This window comes from Parabacteroides faecis, from assembly GCF_014647375.1.
Taxonomy (GTDB): domain Bacteria; phylum Bacteroidota; class Bacteroidia; order Bacteroidales; family Tannerellaceae; genus Parabacteroides; species Parabacteroides faecis.
The window spans coordinates 181,669-207,215 of sequence record NZ_BMPB01000013.1; the positions used below are offsets into that span (position 1 = coordinate 181,669).

Annotated in this window: 10 protein-coding genes and 1 pseudogene; 3 read left to right on the forward strand and 8 right to left on the reverse strand. The window is 42.0% G+C overall.

Annotated features, from left to right (window positions below; genetic code table 11):
• Positions 1-42: 42 nt before the first annotated feature.
• Complete coding sequence (locus IEY67_RS19070; RefSeq protein WP_122374079.1) at positions 43-1,350, reverse strand: S41 family peptidase; 1,308 nt, start codon at positions 1,348-1,350, stop codon at positions 43-45.
• A 109-nt stretch (positions 1,351-1,459) separates the two neighbouring features.
• Here IEY67_RS19070 and IEY67_RS19075 point away from each other — a divergent pair, with 109 nt between their 5' ends.
• Positions 1,460-2,710 carry an exonuclease SbcCD subunit D gene (locus tag IEY67_RS19075; protein WP_183670781.1) on the forward strand — a complete coding sequence of 417 codons (1,251 nt, stop codon included), beginning with the start codon at positions 1,460-1,462 and terminating at the stop codon, positions 2,708-2,710.
• Positions 2,707-5,679: an AAA family ATPase gene (locus IEY67_RS19080; protein ID WP_183670779.1), complete on the forward strand. Its 2,973-nt coding sequence runs from the start codon at positions 2,707-2,709 to the stop codon at positions 5,677-5,679. The genes IEY67_RS19075 and IEY67_RS19080 overlap by 4 nt, the downstream gene beginning before the upstream one ends.
• Positions 5,680-5,822: 143 nt before the next feature.
• Here the strand turns inward: IEY67_RS19080 and IEY67_RS19085 are convergent.
• Both IEY67_RS19085 and IEY67_RS19090 read right to left on the reverse strand, forming a co-directional pair.
• Positions 5,823-7,455 (reverse strand): annotated as a pseudogene (locus tag IEY67_RS19085) (IS1182 family transposase).
• A gap of 126 nt (positions 7,456-7,581) precedes the next feature.
• Positions 7,582-9,051: a PCMD domain-containing protein gene (locus IEY67_RS19090; RefSeq protein ID WP_229801131.1), complete on the reverse strand. Its 1,470-nt coding sequence runs from the start codon at positions 9,049-9,051 to the stop codon at positions 7,582-7,584.
• A 281-nt stretch (positions 9,052-9,332) separates the two neighbouring features.
• Here IEY67_RS19090 and IEY67_RS19095 point away from each other — a divergent pair, with 281 nt between their 5' ends.
• The gene (locus tag IEY67_RS19095; protein ID WP_183670777.1) at positions 9,333-10,757 is read left to right on the forward strand and encodes a PKD-like domain-containing protein; all 1,425 of its coding nucleotides are present in this window, start codon (positions 9,333-9,335) and stop codon (positions 10,755-10,757) included.
• 75 nt (positions 10,758-10,832) lie between these two features.
• Here the strand turns inward: IEY67_RS19095 and IEY67_RS19100 are convergent, their stop codons facing one another.
• The 5 genes from IEY67_RS19100 to IEY67_RS19120 all read right to left on the reverse strand — a co-directional run bounded on the left by IEY67_RS19100 (position 10,833) and on the right by IEY67_RS19120 (position 25,379).
• On the reverse strand, positions 10,833-12,077 hold the full coding sequence (locus tag IEY67_RS19100; RefSeq protein WP_183670775.1) for a DUF4925 domain-containing protein: 1,245 nt from the start codon (positions 12,075-12,077) through the stop codon (positions 10,833-10,835).
• A 468-nt stretch (positions 12,078-12,545) separates the two neighbouring features.
• Positions 12,546-15,875, reverse strand: coding sequence for an SUMF1/EgtB/PvdO family nonheme iron enzyme (locus tag IEY67_RS19105; protein ID WP_183670773.1), 3,330 nt, complete (start codon positions 15,873-15,875; stop codon positions 12,546-12,548).
• Between the two features lie 200 nt (positions 15,876-16,075).
• On the reverse strand, positions 16,076-17,983 hold the full coding sequence (locus IEY67_RS19110; protein ID WP_183670768.1) for a RagB/SusD family nutrient uptake outer membrane protein: 1,908 nt from the start codon (positions 17,981-17,983) through the stop codon (positions 16,076-16,078).
• A 39-nt stretch (positions 17,984-18,022) separates the two neighbouring features.
• Positions 18,023-21,160, reverse strand: coding sequence for a SusC/RagA family TonB-linked outer membrane protein (locus tag IEY67_RS19115; protein WP_229801132.1), 3,138 nt, complete (start codon positions 21,158-21,160; stop codon positions 18,023-18,025).
• A 181-nt stretch (positions 21,161-21,341) separates the two neighbouring features.
• On the reverse strand, positions 21,342-25,379 hold the full coding sequence (locus IEY67_RS19120) for a hybrid sensor histidine kinase/response regulator transcription factor (protein ID WP_183670764.1): 4,038 nt from the start codon (positions 25,377-25,379) through the stop codon (positions 21,342-21,344).
• Positions 25,380-25,547 lie beyond the last annotated feature (168 nt).

Sequence of the window (25,547 nt, forward strand, 5' to 3'; positions counted from 1 at the left end):
TGTTGAAGGTACAAAGATAGGGCTTTTTAAGTTAGCTTTCGCTTATAATGAATCTTTTAAAACCTCGAGGGCCTTTTCTATGACTACATCTTTGTTTTTCAGAAACATATCGGTATTCTCTTTTACTTCGATATCAGGGACGATACCGATTCCAATAAATTCGCGGCCATCCACATCCCATTCGTTTTTGGTACAGATGCTGCATCCTAAACCAAATCCGAGGTCTATAAATATCGGATTTCCGGTGCTTCCACCTGTCGGAGTTCCAATTATTTTACCCCGGTTAAGTCCTCGGTATGTGACACAAAAGTTTTCTGCCGAAGAAAATGTCGTGGCATTTACCAACAATGCGATCGGTTTTTTGTAAATGGGCTTGTCTTTAACAGGCTCCATCGGATCCGGACTTTCCGTAAACCACTCCTGAGGATAGTCCCATGAACCATGGGCTGCAATATACATCCGGCTACTCCAACGTCCCAACCGCACAGGTTTGTCATCGAAATGCCGGATTATATAGTCAGCATGGTCTGAATTACCACCTCCATTGTCACGGATATCGATAATAAGGGCATTGGTCTTTAAAATTTCTTCGTATATCTTATCAAATTCATCCCTATGAAAGTCTTCTGTTAAAAAGCTTTTGACGGATAGTAATCCGATATTACCTTCAAGCACTTTATATTCGAATACGGACGAGTCGGCAGGGATATCCCAGGGTATATTGCGATCGCTTTCTATTGTGAATGTTCTGCCTTCAGGGGTACGCAGCAACATGCGTGAAACCTTGGTCCCTTTTGCGTTAGTCAGCTCGTATCCTCTGAACGGAGCGTGGTCAGACCATTGTGGAGTGGAGGAGGCAAGGTATGGAGTGATATGTTTATCTGCATATTCCAGTACGTTCTCGCCATCGATCTCCAATATTTCGCAACCATAGGATACGCCTTGTTTTTTGAATTCTGAGTTATGGACGGAGGTGACAAAGACCTGGTTGCCGACACGTTTGGTTGTTATTGGAAAAGGACGGAGCCATTCTTTGGAATTTTTCGACCACTTTGTCTGGTAGATAAACGTATGCCCGTCATGGAGTTGTGCGCATAATTGTTTCAGCCCGTTTATAAAGTCCTCGTCTGATTGAGTAGCGGTAAGTGAAGGTAAGCTGGTTATACACAGGCTGTCCCAGTTGTATGTGAGATTGTTGTAGTGGACGAAATTGTATTTTACTTCGGTACAGAAGCGGGAAACGATGAAAGCTTTTTGGGTGGCATCGAGTTCGTTCTTTTCACTCTGACCGCAGGCCGGGACGATGCAGAGTATTGTACCGAACAGTAATGATGTGATTGTTTTTTTCATAAATATATCTTGTTATGCGTACTTTAAATTACTTAGTTACAAATATAAGGTTTATTTAGAAAAAGTAATATCTTTGATATTCATTTGATGAAAATAAGATAAACAAACGATGTCTTTAAAGATCATACATACTGCCGACTGGCATCTCGGGCAGACCTTTTTCGGTTACGACCGGGAGGAGGAACACGATGCTTTTCTGAACTGGCTGGTCGATACCTTGGCGCAGCATCAGACTGATGTACTGTTGATTGCCGGAGATGTATTCGATGTCGCTAATCCGTCTGCCGCGGCCCAGCGGCGTTTCTTTCATTTCCTGAAAGAGGCGAACCGGCGTAATCCGCACCTGCAAATTGTGGTTGTTGCCGGAAACCATGATTCGGCGGCCCGGTTAGAATCTCCTGTCCCTTTGCTGGAAGAGTTGAATACTTCTATCGTCGGAATTATCCGGCGCACGGAAACCGGAGAGATTGATTTTGACTCCCTGCTGATACCTTTGTATAATAAGGAAAAGAAGCGTGAAGCCTGGTGCCTGGCTGTCCCTTATCTCCGGCAGGGTGATTATCCGGCTTCGGAAGAGACACACGATACCTATATCGCCGGTATAAACCGTATGTACCGGCAACTGTATGATTATGCCGATGGAAAGCGGCAACCGGGCGAAGCCTTGGTCGCTATGGGGCACCTGCATGCAACCGGAGCCGAACTGTCGGAAGACGACCGGAGTGAACGTATCATTATGGGAGGGTTGGAGTCTGTATCTTCCGATACATTCGACGAGGGATTGGTTTATACTGCTCTCGGACATATTCATAAGGCACAGCGTATAGGTGGCCGGGAGAACCTGCGTTATTCCGGTAGTCCGTTACCGATGTCTTTTTCGGAGACAAATTATCGTCATCAGGTTGTTGCCGTTACAATCGATAACGGATGTTTGTCGGCGGTCGAACCGGTGCCTGTGCCCTTGCTTGTCGACTTGCACCGGATTCCGGAACATCCCGCATCCCCGGAAGAAGTAATTGCCCGGCTGGCAGAATTGCCTGTTGCCGAAGAGGAAGATTCCGATAATCCGAGTCGTTGGCCATACGTCGAAGTACGGGTGTTACTGACCGAACCCGACCCGGGATTTCGTCATAGGGTAGAGGAGACGCTTGCCGGTAAGGCGGTTCGTCTGACTTCTATCGTTCCTTCTTACCCGAAACGGGAGGGGGAAGATACGGTTCGTCCGTTGTCTTACGGCGACCTGCAACGGATTGCCCCGCTGGATATGCTGAGACATGCTTTTACCAGTAAATATGGCGGGGAGTTGCCGGAGGATATCGAATCATTGTTCAACGATGTAATGCGGGAGGTCTCTCTATGAAAGTATTAGCGATAAGGGGCCGTAACCTGGCCTCGCTGGAAGGTGAATTTGAAGTCGATTTTACTGTCGAACCTTTGTTGTCTGCCGGGATCTTTGCTATCTCGGGACCGACGGGAGCTGGAAAATCTACCATATTGGATGCCATGTGTCTCGCTTTGTTTGCCCGTACGCCGCGTACGGATCAGGCAAAAGAGAACAATGTGAAATTACGGGATGTGAATGAGGAAGTACTTCCGCAAAGCGACCCCCGCTTTTTGTTGCGGAGAGGGACGGCTTCCGGTTATGCCGAAGTCGATTTCCTGGCGTTGAACGGACATCGTTACCGTTCACGCTGGTCGGTTGGACGTGCCCGTGACAAAGAGAACGGACGTTTGCAAAGTCCCCGTGTTGCCTTATATAATATAGATCAGGAAAAGGAGGAGCAGGGGACCCGCTCGGAATTACAATCGCGTGTGGTTGAACTGATCGGCTTGACGTTTGAACAGTTTACCCGCTCTGTCCTGTTGGCACAGAATGATTTTTCTACTTTCCTGAAAGCGGAACAGGGGGAAAAGGCCTCATTGCTCGAAAAGTTGACTGGTACCGAACTTTATTCTTCGGTCTCCCGTCTGATCTTTGAAAAGAATGCTGTTGCCAAAGAGGCTTATGATAAGATACAAGCCCGTATCCAGGGCATCGAGCTGCTGACGGAAGAAGCGGAACAGGAACTGCAAACACGCCTGAAAGAATCAGAAGCAGCCTTGTCGGATTTGGAGAAGTCGAAAGTCGAACAACAGGCGCTACAGGAAGGGGTTAAGGCCACCGGGCAACAGATCGCTACCCGTCAGGTACAACAAAAGGAGGCTGCCGGTAAATTGCTTCGGGCAACGGAACTTCTGAATACTGCCCGTAAAGAATATGAACAAGGTATTCAGGATGAACAGCGTTCGGATGCTGACTTCAAAGCTTTGCAGCAGGAGTTGCAACAGGCTCGCAGGTTGGATGTCCGGTTAGATGAAGCTATCCGTTCCGTCAAAGATACGGAGATTCGTCTGCGGGATGCGCTTCAACGGAAAAAGGAAGGTGAGGATAAATTGAAAGCCGCCCGGACCAGACAGGAGCATGGCATGGCAGAGATCAACCGTTTGACCGACTGGCGGAAACGATATGAGCGTAAAGAGAGTATCGCGGAACAACTTTCTGCTTTATTACTGCATCTGGATACAGCTTCCGGCGCACGGCAAACCATTGAGAAATCGACAAAGACGATAGAGAGCATTAAACAAACGGCTTCTCGCCTGGTTGTCCAGTTGGAAACAGTTCAGAGGACAGCCGGAAATAAGCAGGTAGCTCTCCGGAAAACGGAGGAAGCTATCGGCAAACAGGAACAAGAACTGAAATCGCAGGATATGGAGACCCTCGATAAACAGATAGAGTCGGTTCGTGTGGAGCGCGAAAATCTGTTGATCGAACAGGCACGGCAAACGGCCAGCGGCGATATCATGGAGTTGCGGAAAAAACTGCAGGAAGGTAGTCCCTGTCCGGTATGCGGAAGTCTGCATCATCCTGCAGTGACACATGCTGCCGTATCTGAAATGCCGAAGTTGATCGCTGCCTTGACTTTGCAACTTCAGCAGTTGACGGCCCGTAAAGCGGCTTATGGAGCAGGTGAAAAGCAGCTGAATCAATTACGTCAGCAGCTTTTGCAACTCCATAAGGAACTGACCGAGGCTGAACAATCCCGTACGGATATTCTGGGACGACAGAAACTGGCTGAAACCCAGATCACCCGCGAAGAGTCCATCTGTGCGGAGAGCAAGGAAACACTCAATAAATCCCTCTCTGCCGCAAACCGGCTTTTCGGGAATGATGAATGGCAGAAAGCATGGTTACAGGACCCGGATTCTTTCCGGGAAACATTAACGACTTTTGCTCGTCAATGGCATGAAAATACGGAGAAGTTACAGCAACTGCAACGGGAGCAAAGCGCTCAGAAAGCCGAGTGCGAATCGTATGCTTCTTTTCTTCCTTCATTGATCAGGGAGACGGAGGAGGCTACCTTGCGCCATGAGAAAAACCGAACGGAGTTGTCCGCACTACAGGCGGAACGTTCAAAACTCTTGTCCGGTAAACCTGCCGATCAGGTTGAACAGGAGTATAACCTTCGTAAAGAAGAATTAAAAGAACGTTTGAAACGTCTGCAAACCGTCCAGACTGAACAATCGGGTATTGCCGATCAGTTGAAAGGTATTTCCGACCAGATCGCCCGTGATCTTGAAAAAGCATCGGAGGATTTGTTGCTTCGTCAGAAAGCGTTGTCCGACTGGTCCGAATCCTGGAATGAGAAACACGGAGGGGAGTCCCTGGATGCTTTATTGGCTCGTGTCACCCAAGAGAAAAATGAGTATGCTTTCCGTCTCCGCTCCAATGCAGAGAACAAACAAAAAATAGCCAGTCAGCAAAAAGAACTGGAGGCATGCCGTGTACAGAGTGAACGTTGGGCGAAACTGAATGACCTGGCGGGTTCTGCGGATGGAGCCAAGTTCCGCCGTATTGCGCAGGGTTATACACTGGATGTCTTGCTTAATTATGCCAATGTCCAGTTACGTGACCTGAGCCGTCGGTATCGTTTGGAGAGGGTACCCGAAACGTTGGCCTTGCAGGTGATCGACCGTGATATGTGCGATGAAATACGTACGGTACATAGTCTGTCAGGTGGGGAGTCATTTCTGGTTTCGCTGGCGCTAGCATTGGGGTTATCTTCTTTATCTTCAAACCGGATGAAGGTAGAAAGTCTCTTTATCGATGAAGGTTTCGGATCTTTGGATGCCGATACGTTACGTATTGCTATGGATGCATTGGAAAGCCTGCGTACCCAGGGGCGTAAAATCGGTGTGATTTCACATGTGCAGGAAATGACGGAGCGTATTCCGGTACAGATCCGCGTAAATCGGGCAGGGAATGGAAGGAGTTATCTGGAAGTGATATAAACTGTGATGGAATGATTTTTTGAAGGTTGGGGTCATATCTTCTTAGAGGCTTTTGTAGGTAATAATCTTAGAATTGGTTTATCATCTTTATCTACTACTTATTAAGTAAAAGAAGGTGTCTGAAAAGGATGCCTTCTTTTTTGTTATGCCGCTCTTTTATTATCCATTTTTATTTTAAGACCATCTTTGTTTTTCTCAATTATCTCTTTTCGAGAAGTTATCCTACAGAAATAAGTAAAAAACAAAAGAGAACTGACTTTTTTAGCCAGTTTCCTTAGATTATGTGCAATAGCAACTAGGGTAAACTCTGTTTTTACCTTCTCCAACCCTCTTAATCTAAATCGGTTCCATGCCGAGTTATGCTTTATCTGTGCAAAGACAGCTTCCGGTTCTATACATCGTCTGCCCCGATGATAAATACCTTCCTCACTCATGAGCTTTTCCCGTGCTTTTTGTTTATGCCTGTTAAGGTTATAGTTAACTTCTATGATCCGGTTAGTCTTTGATTTATGACATTGAGATTTCAGCGGGCAACCCTCACATTTCTGTGCCTGATAACGCTTCAGTACGGATACATATCCCTGCATCGGATTTATTTTTCCTTTGCCCTGTATATTCCATATGTTGTCCCATCGGGCATACGTAGTAATCCTGTTCCTGATTATAGTAAAGGTTTTGTATGGCAAAAGCATCCTTCTTCCAGGCACGCTTCTGCTCTTTGTGGAAATAATTGTACTTGACAAAAGCCTCTATACCCGCATTCTCCATAAATTCGTAGTTTTGTTCGCTTCCATAACCGGCATCGGCCACTACGATAGAAGATTGCCTATGATAAGTCTCTCGAAAATCATTCAAAAAAGGAATTAGAGTTCCCGTATCTCCGGCACGCCTGTAAATCCCCAGATTTGTAATAAACTGATTTTCTGTAGAAATCTGTACGTTATAGGCGGGTTTCAATTGCCCGTTTTTCATATGATCCTCTTTCATGCGCATGAAGGTTGCGTCTTCATCCGTCTTACTGAAAGAATTACGATCCTCTAATTTCTCTAATTGCAATTCATATTTGGCAAGGCGGGGCAGATATTCTTCCTGTAACTTTTTGACTTGCTTCTGCTCAGCCTTATTCATCTCGGAGAGCCGTTTGTTTAAAGCGCTCACCTTTTCCCGCAAACCACAGGAATCCATATCTGGTAAGGCTTCCGGTGTCCTTTCCTGTTTGTCCTGTTCGATATGTTTGTCAATCTCACTAAGGATTGCTTGTATTTTCGACTCCAGTTTGGCCTTGTTCTTTTCCACGCTGCCACGCCAGACAAAAGTGTAGCGGTTGGAGGCCGATTCCACTTTGGTGCCATCGATATACTGTACATCCAAACTGACATAGCCGGATTCTTGTAACAACAGAACAATGGCTGAAAACAACGATTTTATGTGTTCTTTTAAACGTTTGCTACGGAAATCATTGATTGTACGGAAGTCGGGAGTATTATTTCCGGATAACCACATGAAGTGAATGTTCTCCTCCAAGGCCTTTTCTATTTTACGGCAGGAATAGATATTGTTCAAGTACGCATAAAACAGAACCTTGAGCATCATACGGGGATGGTAGCTGCTGGTGCCTCCTCCTTTATATGTCTGAAGAAGACTGCTAATATCCAATGTGTCTACAACACTGTTTACAACACGAACGGGATGATTGGGAGCTATCTTTTCCGATAAACTTACCGGAAAAAGTACATTTTGGTTGGAAGTTAACTCTTTAAATACTATCTTAGCCATTGCTATTGGTTTTGTTTTTTGCAACGGTAAGATACTGCTTTTTACCGAAATAAACAATAGCAAAAGGGGCTATCCGACTTTTTGGACAGCCCCCTTTTTCACGATATGGATTTTACGAATCGTGTATTATTCGAAAACGACTTCCAGTTCATCTATATATAAGGTACTTCCGGGTGCTCCCTGGAAAGTATCACCTTTACTGCTGGAAGAGAAAATGAGAGCCAGCTTATACAATTTGGTTGAATCATACGTTTTGCCATCCAGAAAATTGAATTCGAGGCTGAACGGAGTATATTCCGCTTTCGCCGTACCATCGGCCAGGCTTGCTACTGCTACAATCTTTTCAGAATCGCCGATGTTCAGGCCTGTCAACGTTTCGCTTTCGTTAGCTACTTCATATAAAACACCTTTAATGCTGCATTCGTCCGTCAATTCAGGATGCTCTACGATATTCTTTTTATCAGAACCATCCAGGAACAATTCGCCCGGGGTATATTTATAGTAACCGTTAAAGAGCAACGGTTTCTTATCACACATGATACCGAATTTCGTACTGTTCAACTGGTTAAAAGGATCGACCGCAAAACGTCCGGTATACAGAGAACCGGAAGTAATAGCAGGTGCTAAAGAAATATCCGATGTATTCTTAGTTGTCAGTTTAGCTGCCATACCTTTAACAGCATCCTCTGTTGGAACAACCGGAAATTCGTCTGTATAACCAAATAATGCCAAATAGCTGGCACCGGCACTGCTGGTCGCCAATTTATCATCGGGGAATGGCGTTTTATAGGCAGCCTTACCGGTTCCTTTGTCAACCCATTCGTCTAGTGAATATTTCTGCATTTTGCCAGCTACGGAAACAGTATAAGTCGTGGTCGTAATTCCATCCTCCGAAGTCACAGTGTAAGTGACAGGTTTAGAGAAATCCTGCGCTACACCGCTTGCAGGAGTGATTGTTGCTTTATCGGAAATTTTGATTGTTGGAACTAAAGCTGCCAATTCTTCCGCTTTGATGGTGTCTGTTACCATAAAGGTGATGTTTGTTCCGTCAATTTCCGGCTGTGAAACGACTTCTTTGCTGTCGAAAGTAAATTCTGTGATCTTAGCCTCCGAACTCTGGTCGGTAGCCAGTTTCGTACCCTTGAAATCGACTTTCACTGTGATGGCTGCACCTGACTGGGTAGCTTTTACATTGATCACCATATCGAGTTTTTCACCGGCGATAGTACCGTTCATTACCACATCACAATCGCCGACGATAGGTAACGTCAACTTTTGTTCGCCATCGAACTTACAAACGTCATCACTTTGTTTTTCTACATTACATTTGTCTACGGAAATGTTTCCGAGTGCCATAGCCCCGAAACTGAAGTTTTTCAGTTCCATCTTGATCTGGTTGTCGCCGACTTTGGTCACATACACTTTCTGGGGAAGATTTTCACCGACTTTAGTTCCGTCCAGATCTACATCGAGCGTTCCTTTATATACGCCGTCAAATTCTGTTCCGATAGGTCCTCCCTTATCGTCATCACTACAAGCCGTGAACAAACTTAACATGCAGAACATGCTGAATAAATACATTAGTTTTGTTTTCATAAATCTGTTAGTAAACTAATACCTTTTAGTTATTAAAATAAAGTTCTTCAAAACAGCACGAAGATAAAGAGATTTTTTGAGAAATTCCTAACTATAGAGTTATCAAAAGGTTTGGTTCTCATTTAGAAGAATATTGATATTTGCAGGTAGCTCCCTGAATACATTGACTAAGGATATTTATCAATTGTCAACGATTTATATAAAAAAAATAGAATATTCATTATATTTTCGTTAGCTTTATTGCCTATAGTTTAAACTAATATTAATTTAATCTTTACATTATGAAAACTATTTATTCAAAATTATTTCTTTCATTGTTGTTGACCTTCCTTTTTAGTACAATCTCTGTCGCTCAGTACAAAATACAAGGTCCAGGAATTTCACCCTCTAAAGATACTGTCTATGCTGGTATCAAATATGAGTATAAAGTTGTAAATTTCCCTAATACTCGCTCATTGGTATGGCAAACACTTTGGGGTTTACTTGATGGACGAGAGGGAGAATCAGTAAAAATCACTTGGGACAATGTACCACAAGGAACAATTATGGTCACAGGATTTAATGGCACTTCTAATGTAACAATGGAAGCTAAAGTAAAAATTTCAGGAATAAAGCCAGTCCCAGAACCAGAACCAGAAAAACCTTCTGCACCCGAATTCATTAGCAAATTAGGTCCACTCCTCTTTTTTTCAAATGTTGAAAATACAAGGACTTATCAATGGACTTTACCTAGAGGATGTAAAACTACAGACGGTTTAAGTGGGACTTTCCAACGAAAAGATATTTCGAATAACAATGTTTGGTTGCTAATTGAGACTCCTTTGCAATTATATTACGAAGGAGATATAAAAGTTCAAGCAATCTCTAATAAAAATTCATTATTAAGTGAAACCACTAAATATAAATTAAAAGTACTTGATATTTCATATCTAAATATTATAGAAGTTCCTGAGGCAATATATTCTGATGATAAGCAGAAAACATATACTATTGCTGTTGATAATATTGCAGGTGCAAAATATAAATGGAATATTTCAAATGGGATAATTGTTAGTGGACAAAACACCAATAGAATTACTGTTAGACCTGATAGTCCATACCCTTATTATAAAATTGATTTAGATTTCTCTATAAACGAAACAACCAGTAGTAAAAGCATTAATATAAAAGCAATTTCCAATGAATACGGACTTTTTGGTCCTGAGGATGTTTATGATAAACCGGTTGAATTCTATGTAAAATACCCTCAGTCATCACCAATCTATCAGATAGCATGGCTAATAAATCAGCATTTTTATAGTCTAAATCCTAGCTCAAAATTTGTACTTGATCCTTCAAATTTGAATATAGGAGAAAATATTTTAACAGTTCATGTACAATTAAGTGATAGATATATCAAAGAATATAATAAAATTATTATCAAACATTCTAATAATGAAAACAAGATATATAGTATAACATACGATAATAATACAAAAGTCTTAAAAGTCTCACAAGATCAAACATGTAACCTTGATTCTAAATTAAGTATTAGAAATAAATCAACAATTCAAATATACAACCAACAAGGAGTTTTAGTTTTATCAAAAGCACATCTGAACACAAACAGCTTTGAATCTAACCTAAATAACCTTAAGCAGGGAATTTATTTTGTTATAGTTACTGATGGCAAAAATAAAACTGAACAAAAAATTGTAATTAGGTAAAGATTTTAAAGTAAAACAATTAAAAAAAGAAGGCATCCTTTTGGGACACCTTCTTTTTTAGTTTAAATATTTGTATTAATTTGCAGCTTGTAAATTCATGCCTAAACCGAATGCTGTGGTTCCAGGCCAATATTCAGTTATCATATTTATGAATAATGCCATAGGTTGCATTTCTTGAGGTATTTTTCCTGCTGCAACTAAGGCTTTCCATATTTCTGACAAATCCGATGTTGCTTCGCCTGAAGCATCATGCGAGGAGAAGAATGGATCAAATGATTTTTTATCAAGATACATATAAGTGCAGCTGTTCTCTATTTTTACATTCATGGGAATACCATCTTTAACCCAGCTTAATAAAGTTGCAAAAGAAGCATCTGATATATTAGATAAGTCTATACCAGCCATTGTACTTAGCATACCTTTTATAACTGAAGGATCTCCATTAAGGAGTTCGTTGATAATATCTCCGAGACCTTCAGCTTCTGATCCTAATACTTGAGAAAGAATTGTTGAAATGTTCAGTTTGACATATAATTGGTCATTTTTTACAAACCAATAGGCTAGATGCTTAGGAGCCGTTTGCCATCCACTAGCTGGTATTAATGCTTTAACTGTACTTTCGTCAGGAGCATTTCCTGTAAAGAAAAAGCTCATGATCCAACTTTGTTCAAATTGAACTTTTGGCTTTTGCATGAATTCTGCGGTGATATTTCCATCGGTTTCAAGTGTTACTGTATTTAATACTTGAGGTAAAAGGATTCCTCCTGCAATTTTAAAGATAGGAACGAGTACATTTACATAATTCTCTTCTGCCTCCCAATTCGCATATAAAGCACAATTTGTTGGAACAATCATAGGCATTCCTTCATAGTTATATTCTCCTGTTTCGTAATTGGATAAACGATATGTCTTAGCCCATCCGTTCGGATCATTCATAACCACAGTCAGTTTCAACGTCATAACCTCATCTTTTACAGAGCCGGTATATTCGACGTTTGCATTGGTTGTAGTCGCTGTCCCGGAGAATTCGCCTTTGGTAACAGCTATATCAGAGATTGTCGTTTCGTTTTCACCCGGGATTACATTCTTTAGTAAAAGACTGCCGTTTGTTCCGTTTGTTGCTGAAAATTTCACTTCTTTTCCTGTCAGAGTCGTTTCACCGTATGAGAATGTCAGCTTTTCTCCGCTGTAATCGCCGACTACCTGTTCCCAGCTATTGTCAACTTCTTCTTCCTTCTTCTCGTTATCGTCATCGCTACATGCTGTAAATAAACTGATAGAACAAATCAGTGTAAGTAGATACAGTAATTTTTTGCTCATAATAAATTATTTAATTAATTATATAATATAAAAACATGGCAAATTAACTGCTTTCTTTGTTACTACACAATGGCCATTTTGAAGAATGAGTGTTCTAAATTTAAGATTTAAGAAATAGTGCTTGTCCTGCGGTTTATTTCATATACACCTTTCAGCTTTCAGCTGTTTTTAGGGTGTTGATTTACAATCGTTTTTACCTGAAAGGAAACAATGCGTATTCTAATGAAAATACTTAAGTATTTGTCTACAAAAACATAAGTATTTAGATCACAAAACATAAGTCTTTTGTAGTCAAAACATATATGTTTCTCGCTGCCTGCCGGAAATGGTTCCGGTGCCTGTCGATGAATGTACGGATAGTTATCCGTTTAAAAAAAACAGCCTTCAGGTATCTAGCTTTGAATAACAATGCTTAACGATGTCCTGAAGGCTGAAGGGTACTTTGAATTATACTGTAGTGATGTGCTTTTAATCTTCTATGATAATACGGAATCCGACATTGAACGGACGTTGCCACGGATAGTAAGCCTTACGGATAGCCGAAGTGGAATACTTCGGACGTTCGCGCCATGAACCGCCGCGTACGACTTTCTGTTCTGCTTTCACTTTCTCTGCTTTTTCTTTAAGCGGATAAGGAACATAGTCGGAACGTGTCCATTCTGCCACATTTCCGTTCATATCATATACACCCCAGGGATTCGGTTTCATCGATGCCACATCTGCGGAGATCAGATGATGGTCGTTTACAGCCAGCTCTTTCGGCAGAAAATCCCAGAATTTACGCATTGGGTCATTCGGGCGCATCGGTTTGGGGTTTACACCGGTAACGGCAAGGTCGACGGTCGTACTGTCTGCCAGGTTTTCATAGGAACCGAAGTCTGCATGACGGTCTCCAAACCAGAAATCGTTTGCCGATCCGGCACGGGCTGCCCATTCCCATTGTGTTTCGGTAGGGAGGGTGACGTTACATTGATTCTTTTCACCCAGTTTTTTACAGAAATCGTTTGCTTCATCCCAGCTGATACGGATAACCGGTTGTTTGGGGAGATTGGCTGCATAACCGGGAGTTGTATGGTCTTTCCAGGTCTGACCTATGAAACGACTGTCATGTTCGGGAAACAGTGCACCGAACTGTTCGTTCGTGATCTCCGTTGTACTCATCCAGAATCCTTTCCTGACTTGTGTCTTGAAAGCTGGGGAGGCTGACGGATCATTGTTATCACCCATAACAAATGTACCGGCAGGTATCCAGACCATGTCGAGGGTGATACCGGGAGCTACGGTCAGCTGGCGGTTTGCTTTGTTATCTGCCGTCTGCTTCTTTACTGCTTCTTCCCGGCTAAAAGGAAAACCTTTGACTTTGACTGTTTTTATTTTCTTTGCCTCTTTCAAAGAACCGGTTTCTGCGGATGTACTCGCGCCGGTAGTCGCATCGACAACATTGTCTTCTTTGTTTTTTAACCAGGCAGCGTAATCTTTGATTTCCTGTTGCCAGTCAACCCGTACGCCACTGTATTTTTCTGCCAGTTCCATACGGCGTTCTACCTGGTTCTTTGGTGCTTCCTTCTTTAAATCCAATTGAGTGAACGCACCGAAATAAGGAGCATTCAGGTCGATCCAGGTATATAACGTCTTCATATCTTGTTCCGGGATTTTTACACCATGATGGCCTGCCTGCAGGATACGGATGAGTTCGCTGTTATTCGCGTAATATTCATAAGGGCGGAGTACGTAAATATCCGATTCCGGTCCCTGGCGGTATACGTATGGATGGAGGTTCAGATAACTCTGGTCATAAGGACGTTCGAGCTTGGTCAGGACACCTCGTTTGTAAGTGACCATCTGGTCTTTGCGGAAGTCCGGCTGAGCTATCGTACCGTTATGACAGGAAACGCAGTTACGATCTAACACCGGCTGCACTTCCAGGCGGAAAGTGAACGGCCGGATGCCTCCTTCAGGCATTTTCAACTGATGCGGAGTGATTGTCGAGGCGATCGTACGCTTGGGCATAGCGATTGTATTCTGGTCTTCATGACAGCCCGTACAGGATACGATTTCGCCGGGCATACCCGTCAGCCAGCTTCGCATCCATTGGATGGCAGCTCCGTTTTTGTCCAGCGGCTGGATAGAAACAGGCGTATTGGCCGGAATCTTGAACATGACGGAACCGTCCTCTTCGACCGGAACCGTGCCGAGGATACGTTTGATATCCCATCCGCTCTGGATACCTTGCGCATCGTGGTCGGACGGAGCGAGGATATAAGCATATTCGTAGGCAAAGATACGAAGCGCTTTGATTGTTCCGCGGGGTACTCCCTGCGTTCCTTCCCCTTCATAAATGTCCTGAATGAATACGGTAGCCTCTTTTTCTCCCGGTTTGATCTTGGACGGGATGATAGGGGGCGTTTCCGTTTTCTTCAGAGGAATAGGGGCGGTGAGGCCTTCGCCTTCCTGTTCGGCTATCAGGGTCAGGTTATCGAATACGTCCACCAGATAGATACCCCAAAGTGCATCGGGTGCCGGTTTACAAGCTACCAGGAAATATTTTTCATTCAACGGATAAGGCTTCATGAACTGGGGCCAAACGCCTTCTACGAGTTCATCCTTGATGATCGGGACGATGGGACGTTTGCTGAAAGGGAGTTCCTGTATCATTCCTTTTTCTTCTTTGCGACTCTTGGCCGGATCGAAGATGATCAACCGTCCTGAACGTGAAGTCCCGTGATGGCCGGATATGATGCCGATAAAACGGCTGTTGTATTTGGAAAGCGGTTTCATATCGAACGTACTATTCGGAAAATAAGAACCACTTCCGTATAAGGCTTTATTTTCTGTACCGTCCGGATTCATGTGCATCACGATACGGGAGAAATAATGTGTCAGGTCGGTGTATTCCCAGCGGGTGTACATCAGGCGGCCGTTCGGGATAACGATCGGTGCCCAGTTTCCGTCCTGGTCGAATGTCAGCCGGCGTATGTTTTTTGTCTCTGGATCATAAGAGATGAGGTTTGCGACAACATCATCTCCGTGTACACAGGGAACGCCGTTATAACCGATATTGCAGGTGGCTACGACTTTGCCGTCCGGCAGATAGTTGGCATCGCAGAATTCCAGGTCCGGTTCATCGACCGTTATCTTCTGGTGGAGTCCGCTTCCATCTGTGTTCATTTCGTAGATCTGCCATTTCCGGTTTTCGTCGAGAGATGAAAAGAGCAGGCGGTCGGCATCCCAATGCAGCTGGATATCGGAAATAGGAACATCGGCGTTTGGTTTATAGAGTGTCTTGCTTTGAATTTCTCCGCGCAGATTGGAAAGACGGCAGATTTCAGCGTCATATCCTTTGCGTCTGTTGGAGAAGAGCGAGTTATAGTTGGCGGTAGATGTACCGAGTGACGGTCCCATTGCTTTGCGTGCTTTATCGCCCAGATGATAACGGGCTATCAATAGGTTGTCGACATCCAGAAGGGGATTAGCCAGTATGATTTCCCGTTTGAGAGCGAGTAGTTTTTCTGCCTCGTTAATTGTTTGCAGGCTTGTGTCTTTAGCGAGATGTTGGTTTACCTGGGGCAATAAAGATTCCAGCTCTTCCAGTTTCTGATAGAGTCCGGGTGCCTGGTCACCCAGAGATGATTTTGAATCATCCAGATAAGCACGGATGGCTTCCGGATTTACCCAGTTGACTTGTTCTTGCAGTCGGTTTATTTGTACTTGACGTAACGAGTCGGCATCGTTGGCAAGAATGTTACCGAATGAAAGGAAAGATAATGTAATAGAGACTAAACAGGCTTTATATCTCATGTCATGATATCGTTTAAAGTTATCTAATACTACAAAAGTATGAGTTAATAGAGAATGAAGAATGGTAATTTTGTATCAAAAGCGATCATTATTATCTCTGTGCTTTATAAAAGCATGAGAATTTCCATATAATCAATCCAAAAAGAAAAGGAATCATTCTATTACTAAAATGATTCCTTTTTCAGTAGGTATCTAATCAATTATTTATTTTCCCAACCTTTGTTCTGAACTAAGTTCGGGTTCATAATTAATTCTTCTTTCGGGATAGGCCAATAGTAGCGGTAATCATCCCAGGGTAATGTACCTTTGATCGTATTTTGATACGGACTTTTCGGATAGCAAATCAGGAAACCTTCGTCGTCAACGAATACGGTTTTGTTTAATTCAACCTGTTGTGCTTTTTCCGGCTTTTCTGTATGTGTCCCATCATATAAATCCTGAACTGTAAGGAAATGCATACCACGCATTGGTACGGTTAACAGTTTTCCTGCTTTCCAGCGTATCAAATCTTCATAACGACGATTTTCAATAGCCATTTCAATACGACGTTCACGACGGATTTCACGTAATAACGGAGATACGGTGTATTCCAGTTTATCAGCATAGATTTTATCCAGGCGCGGATCGGCAGGTTCACTGCCTACGGTTAAGCGTGCAGTCGGGTATTTATTGAAGTCAAATCCGGCACGTTCACGCAAAGCATTGATCGTTAGGTCTACATCAGCCTGGCTCAGGGTTCCGTTCAATTCATATTTTGCTTCAGCATAGATAAGTAACAATTCAGCATAACGGAATTCGATAGCAGCCTGTATACCTTGAGTTGTACGGTCTTCTTCCACTTTATCCCCCATCCAGTGCTTGATCACGCGGTAACCGGTTACTGTGGAGCCGGATGCGTTGTAATTCAAATCTGGATATTTAATTCCATTTGCATCTTTGTCAACAACGCCACCTTCATAGACAGTAACGTGTTCACCGGGACGACATACTGTTTGTGTCAGACGTGGGTCACGGTTCTCCAGTTCTGTCCATTTGCCATAACCAAGGAAATTAGAATTCTTTTCGTAGTTCTTTTCGCTTCCTCCCGTATAAATAGGGCGACCGTCGATACAAAGATATTCATCGATCAGGCTACGAGTCGCACCCATTGACTGACGGTTAGAGTTATTCTGATTAAAATAGCGCTGGGCAGCATGACCTACCTTATTTTCCAAATAATTGCGTGCAAGAATTACTTCCGGATTACCTGACAGGTCGGTGGTTGCGAACATTTTCCAATATGTATCTTCTCCGTTTTTATAAAGAGAATATTTACCGATTAATGTTTCACTGGCTTTAACTGCTTCTTCCAGCCATTTGTTTGCAGTTTCCTGCAGACCGGCTTCCGTATGGTATTTACGGAATGTACCTTCAAACAAGCAGATACGAGCTTTCAGGAAATTAGCCTGATCTTTGTTTAAACGTTCGTCTTCCTGTTTCCCTTTTTCAGGTAACCATTCTACGGCTTTATTGATACACATTAATACAGAATCCATTACTTCCGAACGAGGTGTACGGGCAGCATACAATTCTTCCGAGTCTACATTCAGGTCTCGTGTGAGCCAGGGTACATCACCGAACAAAAGTACTTTTTGATAATAGTCCCATGCTTTGAAGAAATAAGCTTCTGCTGCATATGCATTTTTCTTTTCCTGGCTAAGATCTGCTCTATCGTAACGGTTCAGAAAGAAATTTACTTTGCGAAGATTCCACCAGTACCATCCGTTATCGGCAGAAGCTCCGGTCGGAACGATCAGTTCACCAGCCATGCTTCTGAATTCGTTACCAGTCTTAACACAGTTGTCGGAATAGACATCGCCGTACATTAAAGGGCTACCGACAACATTCAGTGCGGGGCTTTTATCTTGTGCCCAACCGCTTTGGTGGCCGATAATGTAAAGAGGATAAAGACTGTTCAACATTAGTTTTAAATCTGTCTCTGTTTTCCAGAAACTCTCATCTGTAAGCTGGTCTTGAGGATAACGTTCCATGAAGTCATCGTTACAGCCCGGTAGCAATACCGATGCCATTCCAAGAGCCAGTATATATTTCTTAAAATTGAATTTCATAATTGAATCTCTTTAATTGTTGTGTTTTAAATGTACTTATTAGAAACCTACCTGCAGACCAAATGCTACTGAACGCATCATCGGATAAGCAGATGAAATCTGATCAGGGTCATACAGATCTGGAATCTGTGTGATTTCAAACAGGTTATATCCTGACAAGCTTAAACGCACTGTAGACAGTTTAGCTTTGCTGGTCCATTCTCTAGGCAATGTGTATCCTAATGCCAATGTTTTCAAGCGGAGGTAAGCTCCGTTAAACAGATATCCTGTCTGAGCAACACTGGAAATACGTCCTGCATACATCGGATATTTTGCGTCGGTGCGTTCCGGTGTCCATGAGTTATTATACATTTCCCAGTTTCCGGCTGTACCTGAACCACCCCAGAATACGTTATCGCTGATCCAAACGTCTTTCTTTGCAATTCCCTGGAAGAATATATTCAGATCGAAGTTTTTCCATGAAATATTACCGGTGATACCATATTGGAAGCGAGGGGTGGAGTTACCGATTACTTTCTTATCACCATGGTTATCTATTGTATTGTCACCTTTTGAAATTTTACCGTCACCGTCCAGGTCGGCATAACGGATATCACCTGGGTAATGGTTAGCCAGAATTTCGGTTTGGTCTGGTCCATTCAGGATATATTTACCGTTTTCATCGATAGTAAAATCGTTTTCCTGTAAGATACCAACAGTTTCATATCCCCAGATTTCACCCATTTTCATACCATCATATAAAGTATCCAGCAGGCCATTAGGGTTACCTGTGAATTTAACGACTTTAGATTGATAGTCAGATAAAACTAATCCGATATCATAACGAATGCCATTGCTTAACTGGTCTTTCCATTTTAAACTCAATTCCCAACCGTTTGTTTTTAATTCTCCGGAGTTACGTTTAGGAACGGAGGCTCCCAGAACTGCCGGAAGTTTTGTTCCACTCATCAAAATGTCGGTTGTACGGCGGGTGTACCAGTCGAATGTAGCATCCAAACGACCATTTAATACCGTAAAGTCAACACCAAAGTCTAATGTGCTGGCTGTTTCCCATGTCAAGTCGTTTGCAATGATTGCTGTAGGACTCATACCCATCAGTTGAGAACCGTTCATTACCCATGAAATATAATCGGCTGCACCGTAGCTGGCAATATAAGCATAGTTTGCAACATCCTGGTTACCTAATGAACCCCATGATCCACGAATTTTTAAATTGTCTAACCAACTACGTGTATCTGTCATGAATTTTTCTTCCGAAAGTCTCCAACCTGCAGAGAAAGAAGGGAAGAACTGGAAACGGGAGTTTTTTCCGAAGCGGGAAGTTCCGTCGTAACGTCCGCTGAATTCAAATAAATAACGTCCGTCGTAGTTGTAATTAGCACGGACAAAAGCTCCGCGAATAGCCCAATGTTCGAAATTGTCACCTGTATATTGTGCACCGTTAGTCATACCTAAAGTCGGCATGTCGTTGGAGATAACATCCTCTGCTTCTCCCCAGGTTTTACGGAATTGATACCATTCCTGGTTGAAACCAGCCACTGCCGAAATATTGTGTTTTCCGAATGCTTTGTTGAAATTTGCATAAGCATTGATTGTGTAATAGTCGGAATGACGGGCTTCTTCCCTTACACTGGATGGGTTTGTATGTGTGTTAACCGTACCCCCCCAAGAGTCTACAACATAGTTACGAACAGGAATGAATCGTTTCTGGAAGTATTCTGTCGGACGATAAGACAATTCTGCCTTTATATTGAATTCAGGACAAAAAGTGATGGTTGGAGTAACATTAAATACTGTACTGGTATTTTTGGTCTGCTGTGTAGCACCATAAGCTAGCCAACCCAGAATATTATCTGTATAAGTATTGGGTATAGGGTCGTTAGGACCTGTCATAATCGGCATATTCAGATTACGTCCGGGTTCATTTTTCATTGCAGACCATACGGAACCTTTCTGAGGGTTCATGTAAGGTTCGTTATAATTGCTGGAGTTGAATGAAATTTTAGAAGCGATATTAAACCAATTCGTGATTTCTGTATTCAGGTTCATATTGATATTATAACGATTCTGAATATCCGTATTGATATTATACATACCTTCCTGACGTTGGTAACCCATAGATATGTAGTAACGAGTTTTAGCAGATCCTCCACTGATAGAGATATTGTGACGCTGCAGAGGTGTCCAGTCTTTTACTCCAACTTCATACGGGTTCATATTGGCTACCCATGTCATTGCGGTTGTACTACCCTCATTGTAAATCCAGGCATTTTCAGGTGTCGGATTTTCCATGTATTTTTTCTTGGCGGCTAACAGGGTTTCCATCCATGGAGTAACCGTACCTCCTGTCATTTCTGTCTGTTTGTTGGAAGCTAACTGGTGTGTGTAAGAATCCAAAATGTCAGGAATACGAGATGGTGTATTCCATTGTAGGTTCATATTATATGTAACCGTTGCTTTCGATTCATTTTTACCTGATTTGGTAGTGATCAACATAACACCATAAGTCGCACGTGCACCGTAAATAGCAGAAGCAGAAGCATCTTTTAATACAGATATGTTTTCAATATCGCTAGGGTTCATCATGTTCAAATAATCCGCATCAACCTGGATACCATCGACTATGATCAACGGACTGCCGTTTTTAACTTCCCATTCATTCGTTTTGTTTTCTTTCAAACCGATAGAAGTACCACCACGAACGTTAAAAGAAGGAGTTGCATTTGGTGATGCATTCGTAGCTGATACGTTCAAGTTGGGAACAACACCCTGCAATGCCTGACCGACATTGGCTACCGGTTTATTTTCCAATACTTCAGAGCCGACAGAAGCAACGGCACCTGTCAGGTTCACTTTCTTTTGTGTACCGAAACCGACTACAACCACTTCTTCAAGTGCTTGAGAGTCTTCCTTTAATGTGACGTTAATAACTTTATTTCCCTTTACAGCTATTGTCTGAGTCTGATATCCCATATAAGAGAATACCAATTCGCTGTTTGCGGGCACAGAGGAGATCATGAAATTACCGTCTATGTCGGTAATGTTCCCGATTGTGGTCCCTTTTACCTGGATGGAGACACCGATCAGCGCCTCACCCTTCTCATCTTTTACATTACCTGACACAGAAATGTCTTGTGCCATTAATTGGTGGGCGAAAAGAAAAATTCCCATCAACATTGTTAAAAACTTGTTTCTCATATAAATTATAATAAATGGTTAACACTTATTGATTGACCCACTGCAAAAGTGATGAGAAATCAAGGCGAAAAAAGTCTATTTCGTTTCAAAAAAGGTTAGTTTTGTCTCTAAATAGAGATTCTGAGACTATTTTTACTTGTTAATAAAGGATATTTATTTTTTAATCTTTTAAATTATTGACGTTTCTGTATTCTTTTGGTGACATGCCATATACAGCTTTGAAGCAGGATGCAAAGTATCCGCTGCTGCTGAACGCAACCTTTTCCAGTATTTCGGAAATACTTAAATTGGTTTCACGTAGCATTTGGGCCGCAGCTTCCAAACGGAGATGCTTGATCATTTCGGCAGGAGACAGGGCGGTCAGGGTTTTTGCTTTCCGGTAGAAGTTAGCGCGGCTCATACCTATTTCTTTACAGATCATATCGACATCCAAGTCAGGATTAGAGAAATTTGCTTTAATAATGGCTGTGTATTGTTTGAGGAATTCTTCATCCTGCCGGGTTGTTTTAACACCAAGTTCATCAAGATTCAGTTTTTTCTCATATTTCCGTTGTATCTGTTTCCGTGAGGTCAATAGATTTTTTATACGGGTTTGTAATAGAGTAATGTCGAACGGCTTTATGATATAGTCGTCTGCTCCGGCCTTGTATCCTTCGGTTATTTGAGAAGGCATGGTTTTGGCTGTCAATAAAATGACAGGAATATGGGAAAATTTGATATTTTGCTTGATTTGGGTGCATAACTCCAATCCGTCCATTTCCGGCATCATGATATCGCTGACAATCAGATCCGGCGTTTTCAATGCTATTTGTTCCAATGCTTCTTTACCGTTCCCTGCTTTTAAGATGTTATATTCATTTTCAAATTGTTTTTCGAGATATTCCAATACATCTTTATTGTCTTCAACGAGCAATAGTGTTTGTGTGACGGCTGTATTTCTTTTTTTATCGTTCGGGATGAGCTCCTGAATATTTACGGGAATTATCGATTCTGTTTGTTTTATCGGGGCACTGACCGGTTTTTCCTGTACAGGGAGTAATACATGCATTCGGGTACCGGATTGAGGCATTGTTTCCGCCCATATGATACCATTATGCTGTTCTACGATAAATCGTGCTAAACTTAAACCGATACCGGAACCTGCAACCTGGTGATGTAAATCCTGTGAAGAACGGTAGAATGGCTGGAATATTTTTTCAAGCTCTTCCTGTGATATACCTTGCCCATTATCAGATACTTGTATGTGTAAATAATAGTCCTCGATGAGGTGTGAATTTTGACTTAGTTTCACACGAACTAAGTCACTTTCGTTGGAAAGTACTGATAATTTCATCTCAATAGTCCCCTTTTCCGGTGTGAATTTAAAAGCATTAGACAATAAGTTAAACAGCACTTTTTCAACCTCTTGACGGTCATAATAGACACAAAAACAGTCAGGAATATCATTTTTTTGAGTGAATGTGATATGTCGATGGTTAGCAATAGATATAAAGGAATCATATAATTCTTTTATAAATTCTGCCAGATTAAATTTTTCTTTTTGTAATACCATTTTATGAGCATCGTATTTTTGTACATCCATTAGATTATTAACGAGTAAGAGTAATCTCTGAGTATTTTTACGCATGAGTTGTAAAGCGTTTTTTACCTCTGTAGAAAACGCACTATGGCTTAAAAGATCTTCCAGTGGATTGATAATAAGAGTTAAAGGAGTGCGTAGTTCGTGTGAGAAGTTGGTAAATAATCTCATACGCTCCTCGTGTAATTCCTTCATTTTTTCTTGTTCCAGCTGTTTGAAACGGATATTACTTTCCAGTTCGTGGCGTACTTTCTGGTGGTAGACAAACTTGTATATAATAATACATATAACGATGATATACAGGGTGTAAGCCCACCATGTTTTATATAAAGGAGGCATGACTGTAATACTTAAAGAGGACTCTTGCGGATTCCACTCTCCTTCGCTATTTGCGACCTTTACTTTGAAATTGTAACTACCTGGTGCTAAATTACTATAGTAGGCCACTCTTCGCCCCTTTACGTAGTTCCACTCACTTTCTACTCCTTCCATCTTATATGCATATTGATTTTGTTGAGGCGATATAAAGTCTGGAGCTGTATATCCGATAGAAATATTGGTTTCGTCAGCCTTTAATTCGATAGATTTTTTATCCTCAAATTCTACCTGATTATTATTAATAGACAATGAAGTCAGATAGACAGGTGGAATATAGGTGTTTTTGTTCATAGAGGTGGGTTTAAAGCACATGATTCCTTTATTTCCCGGGAAATAAAGAGTACCCCTGCTATCGCTTGTTCCTGCAAGCAGAGTGAATTCCAGTACTTGTTGGCTGGCATTATGAACAGATATGAAACGATCTGTCTCCGGTTCGTAGTAATATAGACTATTTCCGGATAAGGCCCATAAACATTGATTTTTATCCTGTACCATGGTGTAGATATAACCATCCGTTACACCGGTGGTGTCAGTATATTGTTTGATCAGATTCATTTCCCGATCAAAACAGTAGATGCCACTACCGAAGAAAGATATCCATATATTCTGTAGCGAATCGGTTAAAATGGCGCTGATGGCTCCGGGCTTTACATTGTCATGCAGGTTAAGATCCTGTGAAGAGATCGTTTTGAGAGTCTCTTTCTTCATATCATATCTGTAAAGTTCCTGCTTGAGTGTTCCCAGAATAAAAACATCGGGTTCTACTTCTTTTAATGTGGAGACATAAAGAAATTTTCTGTTTTTTCCATCTACCGGAAATTGGTTAATTTGCTTTCCTTTATCTATCAACACTAATCCGGTACCGGAGTTGGTCGGAATCCATAGTCTACCTTTACTGTCATTCAGCAGGGTATAAATATCTCCCCGCTCACAATCAAAAAGTAACCGGTAATCTTTTCTTTTTCTGGAGAACAGGTAAACAGACCCGGTATTAGTCGCACAAAGAATACTGTCACCTTTTATGAATAAAGATTTGAATATGTTGGAACTGTAATTACTTTTATACGGTGATTTTTTAGGATAAAACTGCTGACTTTGTGTATCAGGATTATAACAGAATAATCCGGCACCTTCTGTGGCAAACCAAATATTACCGTTGTCGTCTTCTTTTCCCATACCCAGCAATCCGGTGAATTCATTGGGAGTGATTAGATAGAATTGTTTTCTGGCAGGGCTGTAGTAATTCAATCCTTTCCAGGTCCCGACCCATAATGCCCCGGCATTATCTTTGAGCAGGCTGTGAACGGAATAATAACTCAATGCTCCGGGCTCATTCGGATTGAATTTATAAGGAGTCACCTTAAATGTTTCCAGATCCAGACTATTCAATCCGGCGAAAGTGCCGAGTAATAATGTTCCGGGTTCCCCTTCTGCTATCGCGCGGACAACATTGCTGCTTAATGCTGAGTTTGTCGTATTCAGATGGATAAACTTGTTATTAGCCTTGTCCAGATAACAAAGCCCCGATGTTTCAGAAAGTATCCATAGGCGTTTATGACTATCGGTAAATAACCCGCAAATAGAACCTTTGATAAGTGAAAACGGATCATCCGGATCATGTTTATAATAATGTATGACTTCCCTCTGCTTGTTTAATACGGCAAGTCCGGATTGTGAACTGGCTACATACAAATTTCCTTCTTCGTCTTCCTGTAGGGCTTTTATGTTAGGAGCGATGGGAGTAGAGGATAGCCAATCTTTATAAACGAGTGAATCGCCCTGTTCATCATATTGGTATAGATACTTTTCTCCGGCAAATAGAAATTCTCCGTTCCGGCAGCGTAAACAACAATGCATAAAGCGGGTTTCTTTCACATGATATCGTTGGATATGCCCTGTCTCATGCGCAATTTTGTGAACCCCATTGTCTGTGATCACCCAAATATTTTTATTCCTGTCTTCGGCGATGTCCTGTACATTATTGTCAGCCAATGAACAAGAGTCTGTCGGATTGTTCTTAAATACCTTAAATTCGTATCCGTCGTACCGGTGTAAACCTCCCTGGGTTCCGAGCCATAAATACCCGTCTGTATCTTGATAGATATGAGTAACAGTGCCTTGGGTAAGTCCATCCTCTATCCCGATCTGCGAGAAAAAATAGGGGGAAATATTTTTACTGTCGGCAGAATGGAATAGCAGTGATAACAGAAGAAAGAATAATATTTGTGTGTGCTTTGTCATATTTCTTTGGTTATTTAGGTATAAGTCCGTAAATTCTTTTGATTTATATGAATACAAAGATATGTAATATTTTGTTTACTCTTCGTCAACCCCCTATTGTATTTCCTGTTAAAATGTCAAGTCCTGAATAACCCTTATAAGTTATTCAGGACTTGATAGAAATATAGA

Coding starts and splice junctions, on each gene's coding strand:
- IEY67_RS19115 (WP_229801132.1), bottom strand. CDS start 21,160: ATGTTGATGGGAATTTTTCTTTTCGCCCACCAATTAATGGCACAAGAC.
- IEY67_RS19075 (WP_183670781.1), top strand. CDS start 1,460: ATGTCTTTAAAGATCATACATACTGCCGACTGGCATCTCGGGCAGACC.
- IEY67_RS19105 (WP_183670773.1), bottom strand. CDS start 15,875: ATGAGATATAAAGCCTGTTTAGTCTCTATTACATTATCTTTCCTTTCA.
- IEY67_RS19100 (WP_183670775.1), bottom strand. CDS start 12,077: ATGAGCAAAAAATTACTGTATCTACTTACACTGATTTGTTCTATCAGT.
- IEY67_RS19090 (WP_229801131.1), bottom strand. CDS start 9,051: ATGAAAACAAAACTAATGTATTTATTCAGCATGTTCTGCATGTTAAGT.
- IEY67_RS19070 (WP_122374079.1), bottom strand. CDS start 1,350: ATGAAAAAAACAATCACATCATTACTGTTCGGTACAATACTCTGCATC.
- IEY67_RS19095 (WP_183670777.1), top strand. CDS start 9,333: ATGAAAACTATTTATTCAAAATTATTTCTTTCATTGTTGTTGACCTTC.
- IEY67_RS19110 (WP_183670768.1), bottom strand. CDS start 17,983: ATGAAATTCAATTTTAAGAAATATATACTGGCTCTTGGAATGGCATCG.
- IEY67_RS19080 (WP_183670779.1), top strand. CDS start 2,707: ATGAAAGTATTAGCGATAAGGGGCCGTAACCTGGCCTCGCTGGAAGGT.
- IEY67_RS19120 (WP_183670764.1), bottom strand. CDS start 25,379: ATGACAAAGCACACACAAATATTATTCTTTCTTCTGTTATCACTGCTA.